Genomic DNA, 19,882 nt, shown 5'->3' on the forward strand with positions numbered 1-19,882 from the left:
GACGTCTCAAGCCGCCCGTGCGGTGTCCAGGAAGCGGTCGATGTCGTCGCGCAGGCGGGTGAGCTGTTGATCGAGCGTATGCTTGGCTTCCGAGACACGCTGTGCCGCTGTCGTCGCTGAGGCTGTCGACGTGTTCAATGTCTCGATGCTCTGAACCATCGCCTGCGTATGTCCGCTGGTCTGTTGCACGTTCGTCGCAATGTCGGACGTAACGGCTGCCTGCTCCTCCACGGCAGCCGCAATGGCCGTCGCGATGCCGCTGACCTCTGCGACCACGCGCGCAATGTCATCGATCTCGCCGGCACTTTTCTGAGTGGCGCTCTGAAGAGCCGCAATGCGCGAGGCGATTTCGGTTGTCGCCTTGGCCGTCTGAGTTGCAAGGGTCTTGACCTCCTGCGCCACGACGGCAAAGCCCTTGCCGGCCTCGCCTGCATGCGCCGCCTCAATAGTGGCATTGAGAGCCAGAAGGTTCGTCTGGGCTGCGATCTCGTCGATGAGATCGACCACGTTGCCAATTTCCCGCGCCTGATCGGCCAAGCTCGCCATCGAGTCCTTGGTTTGCTGTGCCGTCGCCAGTGCTTGGCGTGCCACGTCCGCCGAGCGGCCTGCCTGTTCGCCGATCTCTTGAACGGAAGCGGCCAGCTGCTCCGTCGCATTGGCCCCCGATCGCATATTCAGCGCGGTCTGCTCGGCACTCTCCGTTACCTCGATCGCAAGGCTGCTTGCCGCTTCCGCCGCTGCATCGAGAGTTTCGGCACTGACGGAGAGCGCTTCGCTTGCCTCGCCCGAGATCTCGAGGCTCGTCTGGACGGCGCTGGAGAAGGCCGTGATTGCCTCCGCCAGAGCGGCTCCGCGCTTCTGCCGTTCCTCCACCAGGGCGTCCTGATAGACCGAGATCGCATAATCCATGTCGAGCATGACGGCCTTGTTCATGACGGTGACGCGTCGCGCAAGTGCGGCACTGTTGAAGCGATGCTTGGCCGCCAGGATCTGGAAGAGTTCGTTGAGGATGAAGGCGTAGCCGCCAATGTACCATTGTGGCTCAAGCCCGATGCGGTTGTGCACGAGTCCGATCCGCCGCGTGCTGTTCACATACTCCTCGTCGAAGCGTCCGCTGAAGAGCCGGCTCCAGTGCTTGGACTGAGCGCTGATGAGCCTTTCCTGCTGAGATCCGATCAGTTCCGCCAGACGAGGGACCTGCGTCACGTGGGCATAGAATCGCTTCAGGATGCCGGGCAGAGCAGGGGAGATGATTTGCCACACGGACCTGAGTTCCTGGCAGACGCTGTCGTCGATGCCAAGAAAACGAAGTCTTTCCGTGAGCGCGGTGTTGTCCTGCATGATTGTGCCCTGAGCCCTGAACCTCAGCGAGAACTAGGGCCATGAAGTTAATCCCACCTTACGTTTCGGCAGGCTTGTGACCGGGCCGTGAACTTTCGGTCGTTCGGCAGGTTGCAACATTGCCTGCCGATGTTCCGGTTCCACGTTGGTCGGGCGTCCTCTAAGGTCGGCAATGATGGGCTCGGCTCGAGAAAGATAGGAATTAGCGATGACGGGTCGCGCAGCGCAAACGGCCGGAGGTCCGCAAGGCCTGATTGGTCCGAGGGCCGAGAAGTCGGTCTCACTGGCTCTGCAAGGCGGTGGTGCTCACGGAGCTTTCACCTGGGGAGTGCTCGACTACATCCTCGAGGATGGACGCCTTGCCATCGAGGCGATCACCGGCGCCAGCGCCGGCGCCATGAATGCTGTGGTCTTGTTCGAGGGTTGGCTGGACAACGGCGTCGATGGTGCCCGCGCCCAGCTGCGCCAGTTCTGGAAGCGCGTCAGTCTCGATGGGGTGCTCTCACCGCTCCAACGCGCGGTCTTCGACCGCTTCCTCAGCTTCTGGACGCCGGGTGGCTTTCCCGCGGAGTCTCTGGTCAATGCGTGGTCTGGCATGGCCAGTCCCTATGATTTCAATCCGCTCGACATCAATCCTCTCAAGGATGCCCTGAGTGGCTTGATCGATTTCGAACGGGTGCGGGCCTGCGCGGACGGGAAGCTTTTCGTTACCGCCACCAGCGTTTGGACGGGCAAGGTCCGCGTCTTCAAACGCGAGGAGCTTACGGTCGACCATGTTCTCGCTTCCGCATGTCTGCCGATGATCTTCAAGGCGGTCGAGATCGACGGCGAACCCTATTGGGACGGCGGCTACACAGGAAATCCGGCCCTGTTCCCACTTTTCTACGAGGCGCGGACCGATGACGTCTTGCTGGTCCAGATCAATCCGATCGAGCGTCGCACGACGCCGCGGACGGTTCAGGAAATCCAGAATCGGCTGACCGAGATCACGTTCAACGCCAATCTGCTGCACGAGCTCAGGACGGCCGATTTCGTCATGCGGCTCATCGACGAAGGGAAGCTGCCGACGAGCAACTACAAGCGGGTCCTGATGCACCGGATCCATGGCGATCGCCACCTCGACGAATTCGCGGCATCGTCGCGCCTTAATGCCCGGTGGGATTTCTTCAAACAGCTGAAGAACCTGGGACGTGCCGCCGCGCGGCAATGGCTCGCGGAGAATTACGAGGCCATTGGGAACAGAAGCACGCTGGATCTGCGCGCCGCCTACGCTTGACGGGGTTGGCAGCGCTCGTGCATGACGCGTCCGTCTTTCGTGCTACGTTCAACGGAACAAGCCTTTGAAACTCGTCATCTTCGATGTGGATGGGACGCTGGTCGACAGCCAGAACATGATCGTCGCCGCCCAGCACCGCGCATTTGCAGCGGTCGGCCTGGAGCCGCCGACGCGGGAGCGGGCACTGTCCATCGTGGGTCTCTCCCTCGTAGAGGCTTTCACGGTCCTCGTCGGGCCGGAGGGCCCCGTCGAGAATCTCGTACGGGTCTACAAGGAGGCCTTCGGGACGCTCCGGGCCGATCCGGCGAATGCCGAGCCGCTCTTTCCCGGAGCACTCGCCTGCCTCCAGGCGCTACGGCAGAGGGACGAGGTTCTTCTCGGCATTGCCACCGGAAAGTCGCGGCGCGGCGTCAATCGCCTTCTGGAGCATGAGGGCTGGCACGGTCACTTCGCGACGATCCAAACCGCCGACGACGCACCATCCAAACCTCATCCGGGGATGATCCTCCAGGCCATGGCGGAGGTCGGAGCCGACGCCATGGATACGGTCATGATCGGCGATTCGAGCTACGACATGGCCATGGCCTGTGCTGCCGGCGTCCTGCCGATCGGCGTCTCCTGGGGCTTCCAGCCGGTCGCTTCTCTCGTTGCCGCGGGGGCACGACACATTGTCGCTTCCTATCCGGAACTCGATACGGCGCTCGATCATTTCCTGGCCCAACCCTCGCCGAGTGCGGCCTGAGGTCCTAGTTTCACGGTCATGAGCGATAACGATTGGTTTCCTTCCGCCGATGAGCCGGCACCGATGCGGGCGGCGCAGGCCGGCATGAAGCCCACCCTGCCGAGACGCTTCTACAAGGAGGCGGGCGTAGAGGAGCGGGACGGGCAGCATGCGCTTGTTCTCGACGGCCGTAGCGCCCGGACGCCCGGACGGCAGCTTCTTGCGGTCGATTCCAAGCCCCTAGCTCAGGCCATGGCCGAGGAGTGGGCAGGGCAGGGGACGGAGATCGACCCCGCCACCATGCCGATCACCCGGATCGTCAATTCCGCCATCGACGGCGTGACGCCCCGAATGGCCGAAGTCGCCGACGATCTGGTGCGCTATGCAGGCTCGGACCTGCTCTATTATCGGACGGGCGAGCCCGAACGCTTGGCCCAGGCGCAGAACGCCGCCTGGGACCCGATCCTCGCCTGGGCCGAGGAGCAGTACGGGGCACGGTTCGCCCTGGCGGAGGGCGTCATGCATGTCACCCAGCCGGAGGAGGCGATCGCCGCCGTCCGTGCAGCAGTCAGCGCTATCGATTCACCCATCGCACTCGCGGCGCTTCATGTGATGACGACGCTCTCGGGGTCGGTCCTGATCGCTCTGGCGCATGCGGAAGGAGCTGTCACGGCCGATGCGGCCTGGGCGGCCGCCCATGTGGACGAGCTGTTCCAGGAAAGCATCTGGGGCGAAGATTATGAGGCCGCAGAGCGACGTAAGCGGCGGCATCAGGACTTTTTGGCTGCTTCCACCGTCTATCATCTGGCGCGGCGGTGAGGATTTGCCGCTGAAAGGCTGCTACTGCCGAAAGTGGGGTTTTTCCCTGCTGTCAGCCTATGCTAAGCGAGACAACCTTCTCCGACGTCCAGAGTATTTCCATGAAAGACATCCTCGAACGGCTTGAAGATCGGCGAGCCCAGGCGCGCCTCGGTGGCGGCGCCAAGCGGATCGAGGCGCAGCATGGACGCGGCAAGCTTACGGCGCGCGAGCGCATCGAACTCCTGCTCGACACCAGCTCCTTCGAGGAGTTCGACATGTTCGTCGAGCATCGCTCGACCGATTTCGGCATGGAGAAGGTGAAGATCCCGGGCGATGGCGTCGTGACCGGATGGGGAACGGTGAACGGACGGACGGTCTTCGTCTTCGCCAAGGATTTCACCGTCTTCGGCGGATCCCTCTCCGAGGCCCACGCCCAGAAGATCATCAAGATCCAGGATATGGCGCTGAAGATGCGCGCGCCGATCGTCGGCCTGTTCGATGCCGGCGGTGCCCGCATCCAGGAAGGCGTCGCGGCGCTCGGCGGCTACGGCGAGGTGTTCAAGCGCAACGTGATCGCCTCCGGTGTCATTCCGCAGATTTCCCTGATCATGGGCCCCTGCGCCGGCGGCGATGTCTATTCGCCGGCCATGACCGATTTCATCTTCATGGTCCGCGACCGGTCGTACATGTTCGTCACCGGTCCCGAAGTAGTGAAGACCGTCACCAACGAGACGGTGACCTCGGAGGAACTCGGCGGCGCGAAGGTCCATACCACCAAGTCATCCGTTGCGGACGGCGCCTACGACAACGACGTCGAGGCGCTGCTGCAGATGCGCCGCCTTCTCGACTTTCTGCCATCCAACAACCTGGATGGTGCGCCGGAATGGCCGAGCTACGACGATCCGAACCGGGTCGACGACAGCCTCGACACGCTGATCCCGGACAACCCTAACAAGCCCTACGACATGAAGGAGCTGATCCTGAAGGTCGTCGACGAAGGCGATTTCTTCGAGATCCAGGAAGCGTTCGCGAAGAACATCATCACGGGCTTGGGACGTCTCGAGGGACGCACGGTCGGCTTCGTGGCCAACCAGCCGATGGTGCTGGCGGGCGTTCTCGATGCGGATGCGTCACGCAAGGCGGCGCGCTTCGTGCGGTTCTGCGATGCCTTCAACATTCCAATCGTCACCTTCGAGGACGTGCCTGGCTTCCTGCCCGGCACGGCGCAGGAATATGGCGGCCTGATCAAGCACGGCGCGAAGCTGCTCTTCGCCTATTCGGAGGCGACTGTGCCGCTGGTGACGGTGATCACGCGCAAAGCCTTCGGCGGCGCCTATGACGTGATGGCCTCGAAGCATGTGGGTGGTGACGTGAACTATGCCTGGCCCACGGCGCAGATTGCGGTGATGGGCGCCAAGGGCGCGGTCGAGATCATCTTCCGGCAGGACATGAATGATCCGGAAAAGATCGCCGCGCGCACGAAGGAATACGAGGACCGGTTCATGTCGCCCTTCGTGGCCGCTGAGCGCGGCTACATCGACGAGGTGATCATGCCGCATTCGACGCGGCGACGGATCGCCCGTGCGCTGGCGATGCTGCGGCATAAGGAAGTCGAGCGTCCCTGGAAGAAGCACGACAATATCCCGCTATAGGCGCGAAGGACTCTTGGGCGTCTCGGTCGCGTAGAAACTGGCGAGCTTGTCGCTCTTGCGGTCGATCGACTTCCCGGGCGCTGCATAGGCGCGTAGTGTCGGCAGAATGGTGACACAAATGCGGAGCAGGATGCCGGGCTCTCTCGGAGGACCCGTCGATGCCTCACGCTCGCAGCCTTGCCCTCGCGCTTCTCGCGGTCGTCACTCTGGGAACGGCAGGATCCGCCCAAGAGCCTCAGCAGGTTTTTCCTTTGCCCGAAGGAGCCTATCCGCATGATGTCGCGCCGGCGCCGGACGGCAAGGTCTGGTACTCCGCGCAGCGCAATGGCGCCATCGGCATCCTCGATCCGGCAACCGGGCAAAGTCGCGAGATCAAGCTCGGGCCGAAATCGGCACCGCATGGAGTGATCCGGGGCCCTGACGATGCCGCGTGGCTGACGGATGGCGGGCAGAACGCCATCGTCCGCTTCGATCCGCGAACCGAGCAGATTCGGGTCTGGAAGCTTTCAGAGGACACCGGCTACACCAACTTGAACACTGCCGTCTTCGACCCCGACGGCGTGCTCTGGTTCACGGGCCAGAACGGCTTCTATGGCAAGCTCGATCCGAAAAGTGGTGCCATGAAAGTGTGGAAGGCCCCCCGTGGCCGCGGCACCTATGGCATGACCGTAACGCCCGCCGGTGACATCTATTACGCTTCGCTTGCTGGAAATCATATAGCCCGGATCGATAGGACAACCGGGGAGGCGACCGTCCTCGAGCCGCCAACCAAGAACCAGGGCGCCCGGCGCGTCTGGTCCGACTCGAAAGGGCGCATCTGGGTCTCCGAATGGAATGCGGGCCAGCTCGGACTTTACGACCCGCAGGCGAAGAGCTGGCGCGAGTGGAGGCTGCCGGGCGACAAGCCGCAGGCCTATGCCGTGTATGTCGATGAACGCGACATGGTCTGGGTCTCGGACTGGGGCGCCAATGCGGTTTTGTCCTTCGATCCGGTGAATGAGAAGTTCACCAGCTATCCGCTCTCCGATGCGGATGCTGGCGTGCGCCAGATTCTCGGGCGGCCCGGCGAGGTATGGCTGCCGGAATCGGGCTCCGATCGTCTGATGGTGATCCGCACGCCCCGCCCGTCGCAATGATCCGGCCTCTTCTTCACGCTCTTGCCCTGCTGCTGACTATCGCTCCAGCGATCGCGTGGGCGGATGGTGATCCGGTTCGAGGCGAGCGGGTTTTCCAATACTGCTATGCGTGCCATTCGGTGCAGGCCGGTGAAACGAACCTGCCCGGCCCCAATCTGCGCGGCATCGTCGGACGTCCCATCGCTGCCAGGGAAGACTTTGCTTACTCGCCAGCCATGCGGGCCTTCGCCGAGCATGAGGGGCGCTGGAGCGAGGCACTCTTGGACCGCTATTTGGCGGCTCCGTACAAGCTCGTGCCGAAGACGAGCATGAGCTTTCCCGGTGTTCCCGAGGAGCGCGAACGCGCCGATCTGATCGCTTATTTGCGGACGATGAGCGAGGGCCAGTGAAGCGGAGAATGCATTTGCGCGCTCCTTGCTCGACATCTCCATCCGCGCATTGAGAGGCGGATCTCGGTGATGTCCGAGATCCGCAAAGTGCAGGTCGTTCCGCCGGGCTGTGTCTGCGCCCTTACACGTTCGTGAGCCAGCTCTGCGTGAGCGAAAGGTCCTGCTGGGACAGGCCATGGCCGGTCGGCAGAACTTTGTGATTCACGAGAGCGCCGGCAGCCGTGAGCTGCGCCGCAAGTTGTTCGGCATTGTCAGTCGGAATGATCGGATCAAGCTGCCCTGAGATCATCAGCACAAGCTTGCCTGTCAGATCCGCCTTCGGCGGCTCGCTCAAAGGTACCATGGCGCGCAGGAGCGCCGCTCCAGCCAGGACTTCCGGCCGTAGCATCAGCATGGCGGCGGCAATGTTCGCGCCGTTCGAGAACCCGACAGCAACCGGCGCGTCGAGCTCATAGGCCGCGCGCGCTTCGCCGATGAAATCGGCGAGCTGGTTCGCGCGCATCCGGACATCTGCCTCGTCGAAGACGCCTTCTGCCAAGCGTCTGAAGAAGCGCGGCATGCCGTTCTCCAGAATTTTCCCGCGAGGCGAGAGGAGGGCAGAACCTGGGGCGATGATCTTGCCGAGCGGGAGGAGATCGTCCTCATTGCCGCCAGTTCCATGGAGAAGCAGCAATGGCGGACGGCCCGGTTTCGTCGCCGGCACGAAGCGGTGAATGAATGACAGCTCAGTCATGGCATCGACTTTCGTCCCGCGCCTGATCGGCGCGGGAGATGAGGTTAAGTGGTTCAGGCGAGGACCGGAAGAGCGGTTTCGATCTGGCGCCGGCGCGATTCGAGGAACCGCGGCAGCTTCAGCTCATGGCCGAGACGCTCCTTCGGCTCGTCGACGGCGAAGCCCGGCTCGTCCGTGGCGATCTCGAACAGGATCCCGCCCGGCTCGCGGAAATAGACCGACCGGAAGTAATTGCGGTCGCGCTGTTCCGTGGTCCGGATGCCGTGATGCTCCGCAAGGCGCTGCACCATGGCCTGCTGCGCGGCATCGTCTGCAGCGCGGAATGCCACGTGGTGAACGGAGCCGCCTCCCTGTCGTCCAGGCAGGAAGCCCTTGGCACCACGAACATCGACCGTCCTGCCGATCGGCGCATCGCCGCTGTAGCGGATCAGCGACCCATCGCGGGCAGTTTCGCGGAAGCCGAACACATCGGTGAGGATCGCCCCGGTGCGCTCCGCATCCTCGACGAGCAGCGTGACGCCGTCGAGACCGCGAATGGCGGCCTCCTCCGACACGTCACCCACCCACGGTGCCGCGCCGTCTCCGTTCTCGGGAACCCCGACCAGCGCAAGGCTCATGCCGTCCGGATCCTTGAAAGTCAGGACGCTCTGGCCGAAGCGCTTTTCGGGCGCGCTATGCGCGACACCCTGCTCCAGCAGCCGGTGAGTCCAATAGCCGATGGACGATTCCGGTACATGAAAGCTCGTTTCCTGCGTCGAGCCCACGCCGGCCCGACCGCGAGCAACATGCTCCCACGGGAAGAACGTGAGAATCGAGCCCGGATCGCCGGATTCGTTGCCATAGTAGAAGTGGTAGGTGCCGGGATCGTCGAAGTTGACCGTCTTCTTCACGAGCCTCAGACCGAGAACCCGGGTGTAGAAGTCGATGTTGCGGCGGGCGGGCCCGGCAATGGCCGTAACGTGATGAATGCCGTGATGTGCCATGATCGCCTCCAAGCGGATGGCGGGTCGAAATCCCGCCTTTCCGTTGAGATAGGGAGAGTTTCCCCGCTCACCGATGGCGGAAAGGCTCACCTTGCGTTAATGCAAAGTTGATGCATCCCGTGGCGGCTCATCTTGGCGCAATCGCGGATGATGGCAGCAAGATTCCAGCAACCAAAAAGTCTCAACATCGCTTAACCTCAATGGAAGGTCGGAATCTCTCATTAACTTTTTAAGTCCTCCCGACATGTGACAGTCCTGGCCAGACAGCAAAAGCAACCAGACCCGGACTGTCGGGAGGAGTGACAGATGATCAGCGCTGAGCTTCGGCATTTCATCGAGAGCGCCATCGACCGGCAGTTCATCTCGGCAGACGATGTGCATACTCTCCAGAATATCGTTGCGGATCGGGGTCTCTCCACAAAATCCGAAGCCGAGGCGCTTCTGGCGCTCGACCGCGCGGTTGCAGCGGATCCGAGCTGGACTCAGATGCTGACGGGCCTCGTCGTCGATTTCGTGGTGGACGGCCGCGCTCCGGCCGGAATGGTCGAGCATGAAGATGCCCTGTGGCTCGCTACCGTGCTCGATGTCGGCGGCCACACCCGGTCCGCCATGGAGATCGCCTATGCGGTCCTCGACCGATCGATGAACGTCGGAGCAGCCTTGCTCGATTTCATCATGCGTGGCCGCCAGCAGGAGCGGGAGCAGAGCATCGCGGCGTGATTACAGCCCTCCGCCAGACGAAAAGCTGAATCCATCCCGCTTCCCGAACACGCCGATGTGCAGTAACGGGGATGGGCAAGACCATTTGGGTGGAAGCGTTCGAGGGCTCATGTTCGACAAGATCCTGATTGCCAATCGCGGCGAGATCGCGTGCCGGGTCATCAAGACGGCCCGGCGCATGGGAATAAAGACCGTCGCGGTCTATTCCGATGCCGACCGGGATGCTCTCCACGTGGAGATGGCCGACGAGGCGGTTCACATCGGCCCGGCGCCTGCGGCCCAGTCCTACTTGGTGATCGAAAAGATCGTGGAGGCCTGCAAGGCGACAGGCGCCCAGGCCGTACATCCGGGATACGGATTCCTGTCTGAGCGCGAGGCCTTTCCGAAGGCGCTGGCAGAGGCCGGGATCGTGTTCATCGGTCCCAACCCCGCAGCCATCGCCGCCATGGGCGACAAGATCGAGTCGAAGAAGGCGGCTGCGGCGGCGAAAGTCTCCACCGTTCCGGGTTTCCTCGGGATCATCGAAAGTCCCGAGCAGGCGGTGACGATCGCGGACGAGATCGGCTATCCGGTCATGATCAAAGCGTCCGCCGGCGGCGGCGGCAAGGGCATGCGCATTGCGCATTCTGCCGACGAGGTGGCGGAAGGCTTCGAGCGCGCCAAATCCGAGGCGGCGAGCTCGTTTGGCGACGACCGCGTCTTCATCGAGAAATTCATCACCGATCCGCGGCACATCGAGATCCAGGTGCTCGGCGACAAGCACGGCAACGTGATCTATCTCGGCGAGCGCGAATGCTCGATCCAGCGGCGCAATCAGAAGGTCATCGAGGAGGCGCCATCGCCCCTGCTCGACGAGGCGACCCGCCGGTTGATGGGTGAGCAGGCCGTCGCCCTGGCGAAGGCGGTCGGCTACGACAGCGCCGGCACGGTGGAGTTCGTGGCGGGCCAGGACAAGTCGTTCTACTTTCTCGAGATGAATACCCGGCTCCAGGTGGAGCATCCGGTGACCGAACTTGTGACCGGCATCGATCTCGTCGAGGAGATGATCCGGGTCGCGGCTGGCGAGAAGCTGCGCCTGGCGCAGGCGGATGTGAAGCTCGACGGCTGGGCGGTCGAAAGCCGCATCTATGCGGAAGATCCAATCCGCAACTTCCTGCCGTCGACCGGCCGGCTCGTCACCTATCGGCCGCCGCCGGAAGGCGAGCATGCGGGCATTACGGTGCGCAACGATACCGGCGTCTATGAGGGCGGTGAGATCTCGATCTACTACGATCCGATGATCGCCAAGCTCGTGACCCATGCGCCGAGCCGCGACAAGGCCATCGCCGCCCAGGCCGAAGCCCTGGACGCCTTCGCCATTGAGGGGATCCGCCACAACATTCCCTTCCTGACAGCGCTCATGCAGCATCCGCGCTGGCAGGAAGGCAAACTCTCGACGGGTTTCATCGCCGAAGAATTTCCGCAAGGGTTCAAGCTTGCTGCACCGGAGGGCGAAGTTGCCCGGCGCATCGTGGCGGTCGGCGCCGCGATCGATCATCTTCTCAACGAGCGCAAGCGCCAGATCTCCGGCCAGATGAGGCCGAACGGTGCCGTGCGGTTCGACCGTGAACGCGTCGTCATGCTGGGCGCCGAGCGGTACGACATCGTGATCGAGGATATCGACGGCGGCATTGCTGTCGTCATTGACGGGCAGGCCTGGCCGGTCTCATCGGCATGGAGGCCGGGTGAGCCGGTCTGGACTGGCCATGTCGGTGGCGAACACATCGCGGTCCAGGTGCGGCCGATCCTCAACGGCGTGTCTCTCGCCCATGCGGGAGCTTCGGCGGAGGTGAGGGTCTATACGCACCGCGAGGCGGAGCTTGCGGCGCTGATGCCGGAAAAGGTCGAGGCGGATACGGGCAAGAAGCTTCTGTGTCCGATGCCCGGCCTTGTGAAGGTCGTGTCCGTCAAGGTGGGCCAGGAGGTCAAGGCGGGCGAGCCGCTCTGCATCGTGGAAGCGATGAAGATGGAGAACGTCCTGCGGGCCGAACGGGACGCCACAGTCTCGAAGATTCTTGCGAAAGAGGGCGACAGCCTCTCCGTGGATGCAGTCATCATGGAATTCGCCTGAGCCTGACGGCTTTCGACGAGGCCTCGGACATGCCGCTGTATTTCGCCTACGGATCCAATATGGACCGGGCCGCCATGGCCCAAAGGTGCCCGGCATCGAAGGTGGTCGGGCCGGGGCGGCTCATGCGGCACCGTTTCTTCATCATGAGCGACGGCTATGCGTCCGTGACCCGGGACATCCGAGGCATCGTCTGGGGGCTGCTCTGGGATCTCGCCCTTTCCGACATTCCGGCCCTCGATCGCTACGAGAGTCTCTCCACCGGGCTCTATACCAAGGTCGCCCAGCCGATTCTGACGACAGGTGGTCCGCGCCGCGCCATCGTTTATGTCGGTCGGAGCCAGGCACTTGGCGCCCCAAAGCCGGGCTACATGGAAGGGGTCGTGAAGGCAGCCGACGAGGCGGGCTTGCCTGTCGACTATGTGCGAGGCCTTTCCCCTTGGCTTCCCTCTGCATCCTGCCTGCCGGAGCCTGTTCAGGTTCCGAAGGTCCGGCCGCGTTGGAGCGCTCCCGCCGGCTTGCCCGGCAAGCTGCGGAGCACCTGAAACTCCTCATCGAAGAACCTTCGCGATACGCCGGCGTTGAGGATTCATGTCATCGCACCGTACTCTGCACGTCATCATTCACGGCCGCGTCCAGGGCGTCGGCTTTCGCGCCTGGACGCACCACCAGGCCATGCTTCACGGGTTGAAAGGCTGGGTCCGCAATCGCCGTGACGGTACCGTCGAGGCGCTGTTCGCCGGACCCGACACGGAGATCGAAGCCATGCTCAAGGCGTGCAGGCAAGGGCCCCTCGGTGCGGTGGTCGAGCGGATCGAGCCGGTTGAGGGCAGCGCTGATGCGGCGGTTGATCTCAGCGCCCCGTTCGATGTGCGCGGGACGCTTTAGGCTGCCAGGTCATCGGTCCGAAGGCGAACATATGCTGAAACTCTTCTACTCGCCCGGCGCCATTTCCCTGGCAGCCCATATCGCGCTTGAGGAAACTGGTGCTCCCTACGAACTGATCCGCGTCGACTTCAAATCCGAGGAACAGCGCAGCTCCGCGTATCTGGCCATCAACCCCCAGGGGCGCGTTCCTGCCCTGGTAACGAGCAGGGGCATCCTGACGGAGACTCCCGCGATCCTCGTTCACATCGCGCAAAATTTTCCCGAAGCAAAGTTGTTGCCGCCCGATCCATGGGACTTCGCCAGAATGCTCTCGGTGTTGAGCTATGTGGCCTCGACCGTGCACGTGGACAACGCGCATCTGAACCGGGGCTATCGGTGGGCAGACGACGAGGAGTCGATCCGGGAGATACGACGGAAGGCGCCGGAGGTGATGGCAGCGGACCTGCGCCTGCTGGAAGGAAAAATCGGTGAGCCGTGGGTTCTCGGCGAGCATTACAGCGTCGCCGATACCCACCTGTTCGTCATGAGCTGGTGGGCGGAGCCCGACGGTGTTTCACTCGCCGATCTCCCCAACCTACGCGCCCATCTGGACCGGATGCAGAACCGGTCCGCCGTTCAGAAGGCGTTCGCTCAGGAGGGGCTCGCCGCCCGATAGGTTTTCACGTCTTCCGTTCCGGTACAGCCTCCACCGGCCCGCCGGCGGCCTTCCAGGCGGTGAAGCCGCCTTCGATATGGGCCACGGGTTTCAAGCCCATATCCTGGGCCGTCGCGGTCGAGAGGGCGGAGCGCCAGCCGGCGGCGCAGAAGAAAATGAAGGTCTTGTCCTCTGCGAAGGCCGGCTTGTGGTAGGGGCTTTCCGGATCGATCCAGAATTCCAGCATGCCGCGCGGACAGTGGAGGGCGCCAGGGATTCTGCCTTCGCGCTCCAGCTCCCGCGGATCGCGGAGATCGACGAAAACCGTGTCGTTCCGGCCGAACCGGGCGATGGCCTCTTCCGCCTTTAGAGTCTCGATCTTGGCATTCGCCTCGTCGAGCATGGTCTTGTAGCCACGGGTGATCGTCTGGGCCATGGCCCACCCTCCGTTTGAAGCTTCGTCAAAACTGGGCATGATGGAACAAGAGTCAACTGGAGATGACTGTGCTGGGTTTCACCGTTCTCGATCTTGTGGCGCTGGGGTTCTTTCTCGCCGCGTGGCTGGGCTACCACGCTGCGGTGGAGTTGACCCAAGCCGGCGGAAAGAGCCTGAACACTATCATGAATGCCTATCGCTACCAGTGGATGGAGCAGACGGTGGTGCGCGAGAACCGCATCGTCGACACGACCATTCTGGGAGCGCTCATGAACGGCACGGCCTTCTTCGCCTCCACGTCGCTCATCGCGATCGGCGGCGTGCTCGCTCTGCTGCGCTCCGCCGATGCGGTTCTGCCGATTTTCGCAACGCTACCCTTCGGGCCCGCGACGACGCCCTTGATGTGGGAGGTCAAAGTGATCGGGCTTGCGGTGATCTTCGTCTATGCCTTCTTCAAGTTCGCCTGGTCCTACCGGCTGTTCAACTACATGGCGATCATCGTCGGATCGATCCCGGTATTGCGGGAGGAGAACCGGAAACAGGCGGAGCGTGTCGCGCGTCAGGCCGCATCCATGAATGTCGTGGCCGGAAAGCACTTCAACCGCGGGCAGCGCGCGTTCTTCTTTTCCCTCGCTTATCTCGGATGGTTCGTGCATGCCTACCTGTTCATGGCAGCGACGGCCTGCGTGCTCTACGTGATGTGGCGGCGGCAGTTCGTCTCGGATGCGCGTCTGGCGGCGGTAGGCAGGTATGATGACGAAGAAGGCGACGCCTGAAGATCTCGAACGGACGATGCTCGCCCTCGTTACCGCGCAGGGCGAAGGCAAGACTGTCAGCCCGATGGATGTGGCGCGGGCCCTGGGAGGCGATGCGCCGGATGGCTGGGGGCCGCTGATGCAGCCGGTTCGCCAGACGGCTGTGAGGCTCATGAAGGAGGGGCGCGTGCTCATCCTTCGCAAGGGCCGCCCCGTAGACCCGGATGATTTCAAGGGCGTCTATCGGCTGACGATGCCGCCTGCGTGAATCTTAAGGGGCGGGCAGCAGTGCCGAGGTCCTGCCGGCGACATAATAGCCGATGAGGCCGGCCCATTCCTTTGCAGCGACATCGAGCCGGCGCAACCCATCGGAGATGAAGGCGAAGGGACGATAGAAACCCTCCGACGCACCGGTGCGGTAATCGACCGGGTAGGGGATCACGTCCAATCCCGCCTTCCGGAAGACCCCCACGGCTCTCGGCATATGCCAGGCCGAGGTCACCAGAAGCCAGCGGCCGGCCTGCTCCGGCGCAATGAACTCCCGCGTGAACGTGGCATTCTCCGCCGTCGTGCGCGAGCGATCCTCGATGATGATCCGCGCGGGGTCGATCCCGATGCCCTTGAAATAGGAGGCGATGACCGGTGCCTCCGCGGCGCCGTCTCCGAACACCGTTCCGCCGCCGCCGGAAATCAGGATCTTCGCCTGAGGATAGCGGTGGGCGAGGGTGATCGTATCGAGGACGCGCTCCGCCGACTCGTTGGCGACAAGGCTGCCCCGCGAGAGGGAATCTGCGGCCTCGACAGCGCCGCCGAGCAGGATGATCCCGTCGATGGGCCTGCTGCCGTCGTCGCGGAACATCGGGAAGCGCTCCTCCAGAGGACGCAGCAGAGCGCTGGAGATCGGTAACAGGCCGAGCGCGACGGTCGCGACTGTGGCGACGAGCGCCAGTCCGGTGCCGAACCGCCGCCAACGCTTGCTCAGGCTGATGAGAAGCCCGAGGAGAACGAAGCTGATCAGAAGGTTCGACGGCGTCGCGAAGAACCAGAAGATTTTTGAAGCGTAGTAGAACAAGCGCCGTCGTCCCCGCTATCGGCCGTTACGACCGGCCCATCTCCGCCTCGTAGCGCGCCTTGGTCTCGGCGTTCGGCGGATAGAGGCCGGGCAGGGGGACGCCCTTCTCGACCTCGCGCATGATCCAGAGTTCGAGCCTTTCCTGCTCGACGGCGGCCTTGGCGACATCCTCGACGAGGGCCGCCGGGATCACCACGACGCCGTCGCCGTCCGCGACGATCACGTCATCAGGGAAGACCGCGACGCCGCCGCAGCCGATGGGCTCCTGCCAGCCGACGAATGTCAACCCAGCGACGGAGGGCGGAGCGGCAGCGCCGGCACACCACACGGGCAGTTCCGTTCCTTCGACGCCCGCTGCATCACGCACGACGCCGTCGGTCACCAGCGCCGTGACGCCGCGCTTCTTCATGCGCGCGGTCAGGATGTCGCCGAAAATGCCCGCATCGGTGACGCCCATGGAATCGACCACTGCGATAAAGCCTTCGGGCATCTCTTCGATCGCGGCGCGGGTCGAGCGCGGCGAGGACCAGGATTCCGGTGTCGCCAGGTCCTCGCGAGCCGGGACGAACCGGAGGGTGAAGGCGCGGCCGACAAGGCGCTCCGCCGCGTTGAACATCGGCACCGGCCCCTGCATCCAGCAGCGGCGGATGCCTTTCTTCAGGAGGACCGTCGTGAGCGTGGCGGTGGACGACGCGCGCAGGGCGTCGACGATGGCTTTGTCCAGGGTCATGGCGGCCTCTCTGTCTGATTGTTCTGCACTCATAGCGCCCGGTTCGAGGCTCCGCCACCCTGGAAAAATCGGACCGTCACATTGCCGACACGTCAATTCGCTCCAAAACAAGGGACGCCCTTCCGTCGGGGGCGGTTCTGCTACTGGAGAATGATCGATGCGCCGTTTGTCCACCTGTCTGGCCGCGTTCGTGGCTGTCGCGATGGTTCCCGGCGCGTGGGCGGCGGATGCCAGCCGGGATCTGCTGGCCGAGCGCGTCACCAAGCTCTCCCGTTCCACGCAGTGGAAGCCGGTCACGGCGGTGTCCATCAACTTCCCGACCTTTCATCCGCAGGGCATGGTGAAGATCGGCGACACGCTCTTCGTCTCCTCGGTCGAGATCTCGACGCCGACCAAGCGGTTTCCGCAGCCGGTGGATGGCTTCGACCGCGACACGGGTGAGGGTGTGGCGCATCTGTTCAAGATCGACATGAAGGGCAATCTCGTGAAGGAGATCACCCTCGGGGAGGGGTCGATCTATCATCCCGGCGGCATCGACTACGACGGCCGCTACATCTGGGTGCCGGTGGCCGAATACCGTCCGAACAGCCGCTCGATCATCTACCGGGTCGATCCGGAGACCATGCAGGCGACGGAAGTTTTCCGGTTCGCGGACCATATCGGCGGCGTCGTTCACGACACCGACGATAATTCCATTCACGGCGTGAGCTGGGGATCGCGCCGGTTCTACAGCTGGCCGCTCGGACAGGATGGCAAGCCGACCAACGCCAACGAGACACCCGAGAAGCTGCGCACCCTCAACACCTCGCACTACCTCGATTATCAGGACTGCAAATATGCCGGCGGACACCGCATGCTCTGTTCCGGCGTGACCGAGATGCGCGTGACGACCGAGGGTCCGTTGTTCCGCCTCGGCGGTCTCGATCTCGTGAGCCTGACGGATGGGCGTCCCCTGTTCCAGACGCCCGTGCTCCTGTGGACCGCGTCGGGCTTCGACATGACGCACAATCCGGTCTGGATGGAAGTCAGCGACGCGGGATTGCGCGGCTACTTCATGCCCGAGGACGACAAGTCGACCCTGTATATCTACGAGACCGAGGTGAAGTAGCGTCGTGAAAGGGGCGGGCGCGCGTCGGCCGACGGCGCCCTTCCGGAAGTCTTATGGCGCCGTCTTCTCGAACAGCTCACGGCCGATCAGCATGCGCCGGATCTCGCTTGTGCCGGCGCCGATCTCGTAGAGCTTCGCGTCACGCAGCAGGCGGCCGGTCGGATAGTCGTTGATATAGCCGTTGCCGCCGAGAAGCTGGATGGCGTCGAGGGCGCATTGGGTCGCCTTCTCGGCCGCATAGAGGATGGCTCCCGCAGCATCCTCGCGGGTCGTCTCGCTGCGGTCGCAGGACTTGGCGACGGCGTAGACATAGGCCTTGCAGGCATTCATCGTCACGTACATGTCCGCGACCTTCGCCTGCACGAGCTGGAAGCTGCCGATCGGCTGACCGAACTGCTTGCGTTCGTGGATGTAGGGCAGGACAACATCCATGCAGGCCTGCATGATGCCGAGGGGGCCTGCCGCCAGAACGGCGCGCTCGTAGTCGAGGCCGGACATCAGGACGTTCACGCCCTTGCCGACACGGCCGAGGACGTTTTCCTCGGGCACCTCGCAATCCTCGAAGACGAGTTCGCAGGTATCCGATCCGCGCATGCCGATCTTGTCGAGCTTCTGCTGGGTCGAGAAGCCCTTGAAGCCTTTCTCAACGATGAAGGCCGTCATGCCGCGCGGGCCGGCTTCCGGATCGGTCTTGGCGTAGATCACCAGGGTGTCCGCGACCGGGCCGTTGGTGATCCACATCTTGTTGCCGTTGATGACATAGCGGTCGCCCTGCTTCCTTGCCTCGGTGCGCATGGAGACCACGTCCGAGCCCGAGCCCGGCTCCGACATGGCAAGCGCTCCGATATGCTCGCCGGAGATCAGCTTCGGCAGATAGCGGCGCTTCTGATCGTCGTTGCCGTTGCGGCGGATCTGGTTGATGCAGAGATTGGAATGGGCGCCGTAGGAGAGACCCACCGAGGCCGAGCCGCGGGAGATCTCCTCCATGGCGATCACGTGCTCGAGATAGCCGAGACCGATCCCGCCATACTCCTCCTCGACCGTGATGCCGTGCAGGCCGATCTCGCCCATCTTGGGCCAGAGATCGCGCGGAAACTCGTTGGTCTGGTCGATCTCCTGGGCGCGGGGAGCGATGTGGTCCCGCGTGAAGTCGCGGACGGTTTCGCGGATTGCCTCGGCGGTCTCGCCGAGGTCGAAATTGAACGTCTTCTCGATATTCCGCAGCATGTGTTCCTCCCATCTCCATCACGATCCACAATCGGGCGAGCGGGATGGCTTGTTATGGAGCCATTTTGGTCAGCAATGCTGCCCTTTTCAAGCGGCGGCGAGAAGAAAAGTGAGAGAAACGAAAAACCGCCCGAAGGCGGTTGTCCGTCACCCTATCGTGTTTCGAAGGTCCAGGTGAGGTTGCCTTTGAGGGAGTGCTCCTGCGCCCGCTGGCCGATCTGGCCGGCATAGTTGACGCTCAAGCTGATCGCCTCGGACGCCTGCCAGGCCAAGCCCGCCTCGGCCATCAGCGCATCGCGGTCCACCGGCACCCCGGAGACCGCAAACGGCAGCGCCCCGCCGGCAAACGCCAGCAAGGCTTGCGGCTCGACATCGCCATAGGCATGCCGCCAGCCGAGCAACCCCTTGAGTGTCAGTGGCACCTCTGCACTCAGCCGCGCCTCGGCCCTGACCCCCAGCGTCGTGGTGCCAAGCTCATAGGTGCGGCCAACCCCGGTCAGGGCAGCAGCCCCGCCCTGTTCCTGGAAGCGCTCCGTCGACAGCCGCAGCACCGCGGCGCCGGCAAACGGCTCCAGCGCCACCGTGCCCCATCCAAAGCGATAGCCGAGTTCGCCAAAGCCCTGCAGCGTGCTGCCATCGGAGGAGGAGCGCGCCGCATCGGCATAGCCGGGGAAGGAAATCGTGCGCCGCACCGCGACATCCTGCTGCGCATAGACGGCGCCAAGCCGCAGGGTCAGGCTGCCCCACTGACCGGAGCCGTAGAGCGCGCCGAACACGCTGTCGGTTGAGCCTGAGGACAGTCTCGCATCGACATCGAAGCTGGTCGAGAGATAGCCGCCGGCCACGCCGAGGCGCAGGCCGTCCGAGACCAGCGCATCGGCGCCGAGCACGAAGCCGCCGGTCGCGGCATCGAGGGCCGCGGCATTGCCGTTCGAGCGGGTCTGGCCCCAGGAGCCAAAGCCTTCGCCCCACAGGGCATAGCGCGGGGCAACCGGAACCGGTGCCACCGCCACCGGGGCCACGGCCTGACCGGGGCGATCGGCGGCGAAGGCGGCACTGTACTGACCCTGGGCCAAGAGCGGCAGCGAGGAGGTGAGCAGCGGCTGGCGCAGGCGGGTGAGCAGGGCATTCTCGACCAGCTGGGCCTGGGCATAGCCGACGCTGACCGCCGAG

General features: G+C 63.7%; 21 protein-coding genes and 2 pseudogenes. 15 read left to right on the plus strand and 8 right to left on the minus strand.

What is annotated here, in order from left to right:
• Positions 1-6: 6 nt before the first annotated feature.
• Positions 7-1,341: a globin-coupled sensor protein gene (locus K9B37_RS23650; protein ID WP_224316145.1), complete on the minus strand. Its 1,335-nt coding sequence runs from the start codon at positions 1,339-1,341 to the stop codon at positions 7-9.
• A 208-nt stretch (positions 1,342-1,549) separates the two neighbouring features.
• Between K9B37_RS23650 and K9B37_RS23655 the strand changes: the two genes are divergently transcribed.
• The 6 genes from K9B37_RS23655 to K9B37_RS23680 all read left to right on the plus strand — a co-directional run bounded on the left by K9B37_RS23655 (position 1,550) and on the right by K9B37_RS23680 (position 7,316).
• The gene (locus tag K9B37_RS23655) at positions 1,550-2,617 is read left to right on the plus strand and encodes a patatin-like phospholipase family protein (RefSeq protein WP_224316146.1); all 1,068 of its coding nucleotides are present in this window, start codon (positions 1,550-1,552) and stop codon (positions 2,615-2,617) included.
• A gap of 64 nt (positions 2,618-2,681) precedes the next feature.
• Complete coding sequence (locus K9B37_RS23660) at positions 2,682-3,359, plus strand: HAD-IA family hydrolase (RefSeq protein WP_224316148.1); 678 nt, start codon at positions 2,682-2,684, stop codon at positions 3,357-3,359.
• An 18-nt stretch (positions 3,360-3,377) separates the two neighbouring features.
• Entirely contained in the window at positions 3,378-4,157 is a 780-nt protein-coding gene (locus K9B37_RS23665; RefSeq protein ID WP_224316150.1) for an ATP12 family chaperone protein, read from the plus strand.
• A gap of 101 nt (positions 4,158-4,258) precedes the next feature.
• Positions 4,259-5,791: an acyl-CoA carboxylase subunit beta gene (locus tag K9B37_RS23670; RefSeq protein ID WP_224316151.1), complete on the plus strand. Its 1,533-nt coding sequence runs from the start codon at positions 4,259-4,261 to the stop codon at positions 5,789-5,791.
• A 158-nt stretch (positions 5,792-5,949) separates the two neighbouring features.
• A complete protein-coding gene (locus K9B37_RS23675) occupies positions 5,950-6,927 on the plus strand; it encodes a Vgb family protein (protein WP_224316154.1) in 978 nt (325 codons plus the stop codon).
• Positions 6,924-7,316, plus strand: coding sequence for a c-type cytochrome (locus tag K9B37_RS23680; protein WP_224316162.1), 393 nt, complete (start codon positions 6,924-6,926; stop codon positions 7,314-7,316). The genes K9B37_RS23675 and K9B37_RS23680 overlap by 4 nt, the downstream gene beginning before the upstream one ends.
• Positions 7,317-7,437: 121 nt before the next feature.
• On the opposite strand, the gene K9B37_RS23685 is transcribed toward K9B37_RS23680, so the two are convergent.
• Positions 7,438-8,049: an alpha/beta hydrolase gene (locus K9B37_RS23685; RefSeq protein ID WP_224316164.1), complete on the minus strand. Its 612-nt coding sequence runs from the start codon at positions 8,047-8,049 to the stop codon at positions 7,438-7,440.
• Between the two features lie 53 nt (positions 8,050-8,102).
• Positions 8,103-9,032, minus strand: a complete 930-nt coding sequence (locus K9B37_RS23690; protein ID WP_224316166.1) for a ring-cleaving dioxygenase — start codon at positions 9,030-9,032, stop codon at positions 8,103-8,105.
• 306 nt (positions 9,033-9,338) lie between these two features.
• On the opposite strand from K9B37_RS23690, the gene K9B37_RS23695 reads away from it, so the two are divergent.
• From K9B37_RS23695 to K9B37_RS23715, 6 genes and pseudogenes are all read left to right on the plus strand, one after another.
• Positions 9,339-9,752: a hypothetical protein gene (locus K9B37_RS23695; RefSeq protein ID WP_224316168.1), complete on the plus strand. Its 414-nt coding sequence runs from the start codon at positions 9,339-9,341 to the stop codon at positions 9,750-9,752.
• A gap of 109 nt (positions 9,753-9,861) precedes the next feature.
• Positions 9,862-11,328: pseudogene (locus tag K9B37_RS23700) on the plus strand (acetyl-CoA carboxylase biotin carboxylase subunit); the annotation flags it as partial.
• The gene (locus K9B37_RS25090) at positions 11,314-11,862 is read left to right on the plus strand and encodes a biotin/lipoyl-containing protein (protein WP_439651787.1); all 549 of its coding nucleotides are present in this window, start codon (positions 11,314-11,316) and stop codon (positions 11,860-11,862) included. The pseudogene K9B37_RS23700 and the gene K9B37_RS25090, both read left to right, overlap by 15 nt.
• Before the next feature lie 29 nt (positions 11,863-11,891).
• A pseudogene (locus tag K9B37_RS23705) lies at positions 11,892-12,302 on the plus strand (gamma-glutamylcyclotransferase); the annotation flags it as partial.
• 148 nt (positions 12,303-12,450) lie between these two features.
• Positions 12,451-12,747 (plus strand): acylphosphatase, encoded by a 297-nt coding sequence (locus K9B37_RS23710; RefSeq protein WP_224316172.1) that lies wholly within the window; start codon positions 12,451-12,453, stop codon positions 12,745-12,747.
• Between the two features lie 31 nt (positions 12,748-12,778).
• Positions 12,779-13,402: a glutathione S-transferase family protein gene (locus tag K9B37_RS23715; RefSeq protein WP_224316174.1), complete on the plus strand. Its 624-nt coding sequence runs from the start codon at positions 12,779-12,781 to the stop codon at positions 13,400-13,402.
• A gap of 4 nt (positions 13,403-13,406) precedes the next feature.
• Here K9B37_RS23715 and K9B37_RS23720 read toward each other — a convergent pair whose 3' ends face one another.
• On the minus strand, positions 13,407-13,817 hold the full coding sequence (locus K9B37_RS23720; protein WP_224316176.1) for a rhodanese-like domain-containing protein: 411 nt from the start codon (positions 13,815-13,817) through the stop codon (positions 13,407-13,409).
• A 62-nt stretch (positions 13,818-13,879) separates the two neighbouring features.
• Between K9B37_RS23720 and K9B37_RS23725 the strand changes: the two genes are divergently transcribed.
• Together K9B37_RS23725 and K9B37_RS23730 are read left to right on the plus strand one after the other, a co-directional pair.
• Positions 13,880-14,593 (plus strand): DUF599 domain-containing protein, encoded by a 714-nt coding sequence (locus tag K9B37_RS23725; protein ID WP_224316178.1) that lies wholly within the window; start codon positions 13,880-13,882, stop codon positions 14,591-14,593.
• On the plus strand, positions 14,571-14,840 hold the full coding sequence (locus tag K9B37_RS23730; RefSeq protein ID WP_439651788.1) for a DUF3253 domain-containing protein: 270 nt from the start codon (positions 14,571-14,573) through the stop codon (positions 14,838-14,840). The genes K9B37_RS23725 and K9B37_RS23730 overlap by 23 nt, the downstream gene beginning before the upstream one ends.
• A 3-nt stretch (positions 14,841-14,843) precedes the next feature.
• Here K9B37_RS23730 and K9B37_RS23735 read toward each other — a convergent pair whose 3' ends face one another.
• Both K9B37_RS23735 and K9B37_RS23740 read right to left on the minus strand, forming a co-directional pair.
• Positions 14,844-15,644, minus strand: a complete 801-nt coding sequence (locus K9B37_RS23735; RefSeq protein WP_224316181.1) for a YdcF family protein — start codon at positions 15,642-15,644, stop codon at positions 14,844-14,846.
• Positions 15,645-15,669: 25 nt separating this feature from the next.
• A complete protein-coding gene (locus K9B37_RS23740; protein WP_224316183.1) occupies positions 15,670-16,374 on the minus strand; it encodes a ribonuclease activity regulator RraA in 705 nt (234 codons plus the stop codon).
• A 157-nt stretch (positions 16,375-16,531) separates the two neighbouring features.
• Here K9B37_RS23740 and K9B37_RS23745 point away from each other — a divergent pair, with 157 nt between their 5' ends.
• Positions 16,532-17,482, plus strand: coding sequence for a DUF6454 family protein (locus tag K9B37_RS23745; protein ID WP_224316184.1), 951 nt, complete (start codon positions 16,532-16,534; stop codon positions 17,480-17,482).
• A gap of 51 nt (positions 17,483-17,533) precedes the next feature.
• Here K9B37_RS23745 and K9B37_RS23750 read toward each other — a convergent pair whose 3' ends face one another.
• Positions 17,534-18,709, minus strand: a complete 1,176-nt coding sequence (locus K9B37_RS23750) for an isovaleryl-CoA dehydrogenase (protein ID WP_224316186.1) — start codon at positions 18,707-18,709, stop codon at positions 17,534-17,536.
• A 152-nt stretch (positions 18,710-18,861) separates the two neighbouring features.
• On the minus strand, positions 18,862-19,882 hold a 1,021-nt coding region (locus tag K9B37_RS23755; RefSeq protein WP_224316187.1), incomplete at its 5' end, for an autotransporter outer membrane beta-barrel domain-containing protein.

The organism is Microvirga puerhi (genome assembly GCF_020089865.1).
GTDB lineage: Bacteria > Pseudomonadota > Alphaproteobacteria > Rhizobiales > Beijerinckiaceae > Microvirga > Microvirga puerhi.